Origin of the sequence: Arthrobacter sp. 49Tsu3.1M3 (assembly GCF_900168135.1) — a bacterium.
Classification (GTDB): Bacteria; Actinomycetota; Actinomycetes; order Actinomycetales; family Micrococcaceae; genus Arthrobacter.
Genome location: NZ_FUZD01000014.1, coordinates 96,649 through 103,688, shown reverse-complemented (window position 1 = coordinate 103,688; position 7,040 = coordinate 96,649). Strand labels below are relative to the sequence as shown.

The 7,040-nt window shown below is 66.3% G+C and carries 7 protein-coding genes; 2 read left to right on the top strand and 5 right to left on the bottom strand.

Annotated features, from left to right (window positions below):
* The 3 genes from B5X90_RS14850 to B5X90_RS14840 all read right to left on the bottom strand — a co-directional run.
* Positions 1 to 1,253: transglycosylase domain-containing protein (locus B5X90_RS14850; RefSeq protein WP_143264772.1), on the bottom strand; the 1,253-nt coding region annotated here is incomplete at its 3' end.
* A 14-nt stretch (positions 1,254 to 1,267) separates the two neighbouring features.
* Complete coding sequence (locus B5X90_RS14845) at positions 1,268 to 1,774, bottom strand: LURP-one-related/scramblase family protein (RefSeq protein ID WP_079554339.1); 507 nt, start codon at positions 1,772 to 1,774, stop codon at positions 1,268 to 1,270.
* A 71-nt stretch (positions 1,775 to 1,845) separates the two neighbouring features.
* Positions 1,846 to 2,952 (bottom strand): HoxN/HupN/NixA family nickel/cobalt transporter, encoded by a 1,107-nt coding sequence (locus tag B5X90_RS14840; RefSeq protein WP_079554337.1) that lies wholly within the window; start codon positions 2,950 to 2,952, stop codon positions 1,846 to 1,848.
* Positions 2,953 to 3,170: 218 nt separating this feature from the next.
* Between B5X90_RS14840 and B5X90_RS14835 the strand changes: the two genes are divergently transcribed.
* Both B5X90_RS14835 and B5X90_RS14830 read left to right on the top strand, forming a co-directional pair.
* Positions 3,171 to 3,686, top strand: coding sequence for a mycothiol transferase (locus B5X90_RS14835; RefSeq protein WP_079554335.1), 516 nt, complete (start codon positions 3,171 to 3,173; stop codon positions 3,684 to 3,686).
* Positions 3,687 to 3,699: 13 nt separating this feature from the next.
* Positions 3,700 to 4,818 carry an aminotransferase class V-fold PLP-dependent enzyme gene (locus B5X90_RS14830; protein ID WP_079554333.1) on the top strand — a complete coding sequence of 373 codons (1,119 nt, stop codon included), beginning with the start codon at positions 3,700 to 3,702 and terminating at the stop codon, positions 4,816 to 4,818.
* 49 nt (positions 4,819 to 4,867) lie between these two features.
* On the opposite strand, the gene B5X90_RS14825 is transcribed toward B5X90_RS14830, so the two are convergent.
* Positions 4,868 to 5,908 carry a Gfo/Idh/MocA family protein gene (locus B5X90_RS14825; RefSeq protein ID WP_079554331.1) on the bottom strand — a complete coding sequence of 347 codons (1,041 nt, stop codon included), beginning with the start codon at positions 5,906 to 5,908 and terminating at the stop codon, positions 4,868 to 4,870.
* Positions 5,909 to 6,014: 106 nt separating this feature from the next.
* Positions 6,015 to 6,710 (bottom strand): maleylpyruvate isomerase family mycothiol-dependent enzyme, encoded by a 696-nt coding sequence (locus B5X90_RS14820; protein ID WP_079554329.1) that lies wholly within the window; start codon positions 6,708 to 6,710, stop codon positions 6,015 to 6,017.
* Positions 6,711 to 7,040: the final 330 nt, after the last annotated feature.

The following is a 7,040-nucleotide window of genomic DNA, read 5'->3' as shown; positions in this document are numbered from 1 at the left end:
GGCTGGAACCCGCCGGCACCGTTGAGATCGTTGCCGTTGGCGTCCTTGGAATCGACGTTGAAGTTCAGTTGGGTGTCGAATTTTCCGGGCGCCGGGAGGAAGACGGTGTTTTGCGCCATCGCCAGGATCTTGCCGGTACCGGGTGCGATGGAGACCATCGCCGTGCCCCATTTGTCCGGGTTGGCCCCGGCCGTGCCATCGACCTGCGCCTGCGCGGCCAGTTGGAGCCGGCTGTCCAGGGTGGTGGTGATGGTCAGGCCGCCGCGGAACAGCTTCCGCTCGCGTTCGGCCATATCCGCGCCGTAGGCCGGATTGTTGAGAATGAGGTGGGAAACGTAGTCGCAGAAGTACGGTGCCATTTCCGCGCCGGCGCATCCCTGCCTTCCTGGGGTGATCTTGAGATCCACCGGAGCGGCCACGGCTGCATCATGCTGCGCCTGGGTGATGGCGCCGTAGCTGAGCATCTTGGCGAGAACCTGGTTGCGCCGCTGGACGGCGTTTTCCGGATGGACGTCAGGATTGTAGAAGCTGGGGCTGTTCACGAGGCCGGCCAGCAGGGCAGCCTGCGGCAGGGTGAGGTCCTTGGCAGTGGTGTTGAAGAAGTAGCGGGACGCGGCTTCGATGCCGTAGGCGTCCCGGGCGAAGAACACGATGTTCAGGTACCCCTCCAGGATCTGGTCCTTGGTGTATTTCTTTTCCAGTTCGACGGCGAGCCTCATCTCGCGGATCTTGTCGGCCATGCTCTTTTGCCCGTTGAGGACAATCTGGTCGCCCCTGTCCGCCGACACGAGGGATTCGTTGAGCACATTGGTGACGTACTGCTGGGTCAGGGTGGAGGCACCCTGCCTGGCGCCGCTGGTCAGGTTGGATACCAGCGCCCGGAGAATCCCCTGGGGGTCGATGCCGGCGTGTTCGTAGAAGCGGCGGTCCTCGATCGCGACGATGGCGTCCTTGATGTACGGGGACATCTGGTCGAGCCGGATTTTTACGCGGTTTTCCGCGTAGAAGGTGGCGATCGGTTTCCCGTCGGCGGTGAGCACCCTGGTCGATTCCGACGGCGGATCAACGGTCAGTTCCGAGGGGAGGCTGTTGAACAATTTGATCGAGTCGCTGACGGCGAAACCTGTCGCGGCCACCGTGGGGACCAGAAGGCTGGCGGCCAGGACACCGCACACCGCGCTCGCCGTCAGGAACCAGAATAGCCTCCACAGGGTCTTGGCTACGAGGGATCCGGTGCGTTTCCTGGGCGACATGGTGCCTGGACTGGCTAGGTCAATGAGTCGATGGCGACGGTGATCGCCAGGATTAGCGGGACGTCCTCGCCGCCCGCGATTTCGACGCCGTAGGACTCGCGCACGCGGAACCACTTCTTGGAGATCGTGGCGACCGTATGGCCGTCGCGCTCGATCTCGTATTCGTGGTCGACGATGTTGCCGTGTGCCTTCATGTCGGGGCCGCCCTTTACGTCGATGGAGAAGCGGTCCCGGAGCCCTACCAGGGCCTTGTGGACGGTCGCGGCGGTGTCGCTGCCGCGCTCGACGGCGACCTTGTCCCGGATCGAGAGCTTGCGTTCCTGGATGCGCGCCACCTCGTTGCCGGAGGCATCCTCCAGGACGAAAGTGTCCCGCATGCGCAACGCCTTTCCATTGACTTTGTAGGCCCGTCTGCCCTCGCCGTCTTCGATCCAGAAGTCATCCCCGATCGACAGCAGTTTCTCGCGCATCTGAAACCGCTCGCCCATGGGTTCGTCGGGCCGGTGCCGTAATAGTCCCATGCCCCGACCATAGGACCGCTCCTCCGGCCGGCGCCTCACCCGAACCGGATGGTCCGGGGAACCAACCAGGGTCATGGGCCGGCGTGGCTCCAGCGCTGCTCGATCCGGCCAAATTTCCAGACTGCGAGCGCGATCAGCCAGATGATGACGAAGAGTCCCACGATGATGTACCCGACGTTTTCGAGGTCCAGCGCACCGATGGCGGCCGCCGGCCCCGATTCGAGTCCCAGTTTGTCCGCCACGAGCCCAAGCAGCACGGTGACACCGACCACCAGGGCCACAATCACCGAGAGCACCGTGACTGTGAGGTTGTAGAAGACCTTGCGGACCGGCTTCAGGAACGCCCACCCATATGCGCGGGACATGAACACGCCGTCGGCGGTGTCGAAAATGCTCATTCCGGCGGCGAACAGCACCGGCAGGACCAGGATGGCGTACCAGGGCAGGGAGAAGGCCGCGGAACCGGCGGCGAGCACGAGCAGGGCCACCTGGGAGGCGGTGTCGAATCCCAGGCCCATCAGCAGGCCGACGGGATAGATGTGCCATGGCTTGGTGATTCGTTGGGTGGTTCCGCCGAGGAGCCGCGCCAGGAAGCCCCGGTTGTGGAGCTGGTGCTCAAGCTCGGCCTCGTCCAGTTCCCCGGTCCGCATCTCGCGGAACACCCGGGCGATGCCGACCACCGAGACGAGGTTCATCAGACCGATCAGGATCAGGAACGTTCCAGCCACGACGCTTCCCACCAGTCCCAGCGTCTGCACCAGGGCCGAGTCCCCGTCGTGCACGGTGCCGGCCATGGCCCTCGCGCCGAGGGCCAGGAGCAGCGCGGCGCCGAACACCACGGTGGAGTGGCCCAGCGAGAACCAGAAGCCCACGCCCAGCGCGGCCTTTCCCTCGCCGACCAGCTTGCGGGTGGTGTTGTCGATGACGGCGATGTGGTCGGCGTCGAACGCGTGCCGCACTCCCAGCAGAAAGGCGGTAACGCCCAGCCCCACCCCGTACACGCCGGAGCGGCCCAGCGCGAAGTTCTGCGGAGCCACCGCCAGGGTCAACACACTCCAGCCGACCACGTTGAGCAGGAGGACGAAGCCGGTGATACCGGCGAGATGGAACTTGTCCCGGCGTTCCCAGCGACCGGACGTCGCCCCAACCGGCTGCGCTACAGGCAACAAGTTGCTCATAATCCGTAAGGGTAGGCGCGGGGGTCGCCGCTGCCAAGACCTCGCGGACTGCGGACCTGTGCGTGGCCGTGAGGTGCGCCGGCATCGTCTCCGCTTGCGCCGTTGACAGAAGACGCCCCTATCCGCCGGTGCGGCCGCCATGCAAGCATGGGGTCACCAATCATGCACAGCACTCCGATCATGCACAGCACTCCGATCACGCACAGCGAGGGGACTCGATGAAATCCAATGAACTGCTGCTGGATGCCTTCGGCCGGATCCGTGAGACGGTGGCCGCGGCCCTGGCCGGGGTTGATGATGCCACCCTGCTCCGGCGGCCCGGAGGCAACGGGAATTCAATGGCCTGGCTCATCTGGCACCTCAGCAGGGTCGAGGACGCGCAAGTCGCCTCCGCCGCGGGCCTGGAGCAGGTGTGGAGCTCAGAGGGGTTTGCCGACCGCTTTGGCCTGCCGCTCTCCAAGCGCGACACCGGCTACGGCCATTCGAGCGGCCAGGTGGACGCGGTGCAGGCACCGCCGGAACTGTTGCTTGAATACTACGAAGCCGTCCACCGGCAGACCGTGAATTTCCTGGAGAACCTCGGCGACGACGACTTCGACCGCATCGTCGATACCCGCTGGGACCCGCCCGTCACCCTCGGGGTGCGGCTGGTCAGCACGATTGCCGATTGCCTCCAGCACGTGGGGCAGGCGGCCTACGCTAAGGGCCTGAACTCCGCGCACGGGCACGGCTAGAGCGGTCCCGGCCATGCAGGCGGCCGATATTCGCGGACTCTTCCCGGGGCTACAGGACACCATCTATCTCAACACCGCCTCGATGAACGTCGGCTGCGCACCTGCCCGCGAGGCCTACGAGCTGGCCGTCGAGCGCTGGTCCGCGGGCAGGTTCGACTGGATGGATGCCGAGCGGGCAGGGGAGGAGGCCCGCACCATGTTCGCGGAGATCGTCGGGGCGACGGCGCGGGAGATCGCGATCGTCCCGGCCGTGAGCTCCGCCGCCGGGATAGTGGCCGCCAACCTGCCGCCGGCGAAGCGCGGCGAGAATGTCGTGGTGGCCGGGAACGAATTCGCCTCGAACTATTTCCCCTGGCTTCTGCTCCGGAACCGCGGTTACGAGGTCCGGGCCGTGGCACCGGGCGGTGACGGCGTGAGGGCCGAGGCATTTGGCCAGGCGGCCGACGGCGGCACCCGCCTGATCGCTGTGAGTGCCGTCCATTCGGCCAACGGCTACCGGGCGGACCTGGCCGCACTCAGCCGGGTCGCGGCCCGCTCCGGCGCCTGGTTTTTCGTCGACGCCTGCCAGGCCGCGGGCGCGGTGCCCCTGGATGTGGTGCGCGACGGCGTCGATTTCCTGGCCGCCGCGAGCCACAAGTTCCTGCTCGGCTCCAGGGGCATGGGCTACCTCTATGTCCGCCGCGGGCTGCTTGACCGGATCCAGCCCGTCGGTCCGGGCTGGAAAGCCGCGCGCAACCCGGCCGCGAGCTTCTACGGACCGGCCATGGATCTCTCACCCACGGCCTCAAAGCTCGACGCCTCCTTGGCGTGGTTTCCCGCCCTGGCCGAGCAGGCGGCGCTCGGCACCTTCCGCAGGTTCGGCATCGGGGCCCTGCTCGATCGCAACGCCCGGCTCGCCCGGCGTCTTCAGGAGGCCCTGGCGGCGCAGGGCTCCGCGTTCCGGCCGTTCGCTGAGCAGCACCGCTCCACGATCTTCTCCGTTCCGGTGACCGACACCGAGGCGGTCCTGGCGCGGCTCCGCCAGGCCAACGTTGTGGCATCGGTCCGGGAGGGCAGGATCCGGCTGGCGGTACATTTCTACAATCTGGACGAAGAACTCGATTGCGTGGCCGGGCTGATCGGGCGGGGCTGAGCGGCGGCGGCGCCTCTCATGGAAACTGGTGCGCGCCGCAGCACCGGTACTAGGCGCGCCCTGGGTCCTTGCCGTCGCTGGCGTACACGAGGCCGATCTGGCGCCGAACTTCGTCCATGGCCTCCATGACCTGAACGCTCTGCCGGGGCGGCAGAACGTCGTTGGCAATGGAGCCGGCCGCAATGAGCCGCTCCATTTCCTGGGCCTGGTATTGCATGCCGCGGCCGGTGACGGGTTCATCGAATCGCTCGACGACGTTTCCGTCGGCGTCGTACCGGGTGAAGGCCGACGGCGTGTACCAGACTGACGGGAGCTCGATCCGGCCTTCGGTTCCGATGATCGAGGCCTGGTTTGGTCCTGCCGTGTCCAGCGCGCAGTGCAGCACGGCCTGCTGCCCGCCATCGTATTCGAAGATCATCGCGGTCTGCCGGTCAACTCCGGTTTCGGTCATGCTGGCCGCTGCCCGGATCCCTGTGGGCGGCCCGAAGACATCGAAGGCGAAGGAGACGGGGTAGATGCCCAGGTCCAGGAGCGCTCCGCCTCCCAGCGCCGGGTCGTTGAGGCGGTGCGCCGGATCCTTGGGCAGATTCTGGTTGTGGTCCGCGATCACTGTGCGGACCTCGCCCAGGGCGCCGGACCGAATCAGCTCACGGATGCGAACCATGTGCGGAAGGTAGCGGGTCCACATTGCCTCAAGGGCGATCAGCCCCTTCGTCTCCGCGAGCTCCACAATCTCCCGGGCCTGCCAGGCGTTCATGGCGAAGGGCTTTTCGATCAGCACGTGTTTACCGGCATCCAGGGCCAACAGCGCATTCTCGTGGTGGAACGGGTGCGGCGTCGAAATGTAGACAACGTCGACGTCCGGGTCGGCCACGAGGTCCTCGTAGCTTCCATGGGACGTGGGGATCTGAAACCGGGCCGCGAACTCGGCCGCGGATGCCATGGTCCTGGAGCCAACGGCCTGGACCACTGAGCCGTTGTCGACCAGGTCCGGCGTTTGCAGCCCGGCGATGAACCCGGTGCCGAGAATTCCCCATCTCGCCCGGGGCGCGGAGAGACCTGCGGTGCCGGGTATGTCGTGCTCTGCCATGCGTTTGGGTTCCCTTCGAACATGCGGTCACGAAAGCATCGGGCGGCTCGTGGAGCGTCCAACGGCTTCGCGGGACGTGTTCGTATCCTAATCCCGATGCCTGCATTCATGGTGTGAGCGGACCCCGAAGCACACGCAGGGCCGCGGCGGCGTCACCTTCAATGACGGCGCTCTCTGCCAGGTTGGATCGACCCCAAAGACCCAGATACATCACCGGCAACGGGGCGGAAATCGATGCCAGGGCGGCACCAGGTCCCAGTGTCCAGCTGGCGGTCCCTGGCACCTGGAAGGTCACAGCTTTGTCCGGGGGCGGCATTCGGTCCAGCCGCAGCTGCCGGGGCGCGAACATAGCCAGGACCTCGTCGACACCGTCGATCATGAAGTCGTCCGCCAGGGCGGGGATCTCCAGGCCAAGCGCCTGGCAGGCGTCGACCAGGTGGATGGCGTGTTCGTGGGCCTGTCGCCGAAGCCAGAACCGGGCGGTGCGCGGCGGCGGGCCAAAGTTCCAGCATTCGCTCTCGGGATCAAGGCCCGTCATCGTCTCGAGGAAGGGTGCGGTGCCCGCCAGAAACCAGGCTGCGGCGCCCTCGGCCGGCGGTGCAGGTTCCTGGACAAAGGTGCCAGTCCGGACTACCCCGGCTGCCCACCTCTCGATTGAGCCGAGATGCCCGAAGAGCTGCTCGAGCGTCCAGCCGGCGCACGCCGGTACAACGCGGGCAAGCGTGTCCGGCGGCTGCCGGGCGAACGTGCCGAGGTGGTCCAGGGAGCTGGCCAGCTCGGCCAGGAATTCATCGGGTGACATGGGAGGAGCCTAGCGCGACGCGGGGGCAGTCCGCGGCCCGGCCCGCGCGCCCGCCAAGTACGCACTCTTGTCCGCCCAAGTACAGGGCAGGTAGTAGCTGGATGAATACGGGAATCGAAGCCGAAAAGTCGAGTAGCCTCCACTCGCGCGCTCATCACCCCCCGCTTCTAGGCTCCAAAGTACTGGGTTAATAAAGTCAATGTAGTGGTCAGAAACGGGTCTCAGCCATGCATGATCAAACAGAATCTTGGGTTTCGTCCGGCCAATTTCAGGGCCGATCGCGCGGTGGACATACGGGTGGGGCACCGCATCTCCGGAGGCAGCAGGCGG

Coding starts and splice junctions, on each gene's coding strand:
- B5X90_RS14845 (WP_079554339.1), bottom strand. CDS start 1,774: ATGGGACTATTACGGCACCGGCCCGACGAACCCATGGGCGAGCGGTTT.
- B5X90_RS14840 (WP_079554337.1), bottom strand. CDS start 2,952: ATGAGCAACTTGTTGCCTGTAGCGCAGCCGGTTGGGGCGACGTCCGGT.
- B5X90_RS14835 (WP_079554335.1), top strand. CDS start 3,171: ATGAAATCCAATGAACTGCTGCTGGATGCCTTCGGCCGGATCCGTGAG.
- B5X90_RS14830 (WP_079554333.1), top strand. CDS start 3,700: ATGCAGGCGGCCGATATTCGCGGACTCTTCCCGGGGCTACAGGACACC.
- B5X90_RS14825 (WP_079554331.1), bottom strand. CDS start 5,908: ATGGCAGAGCACGACATACCCGGCACCGCAGGTCTCTCCGCGCCCCGG.
- B5X90_RS14820 (WP_079554329.1), bottom strand. CDS start 6,710: ATGTCACCCGATGAATTCCTGGCCGAGCTGGCCAGCTCCCTGGACCAC.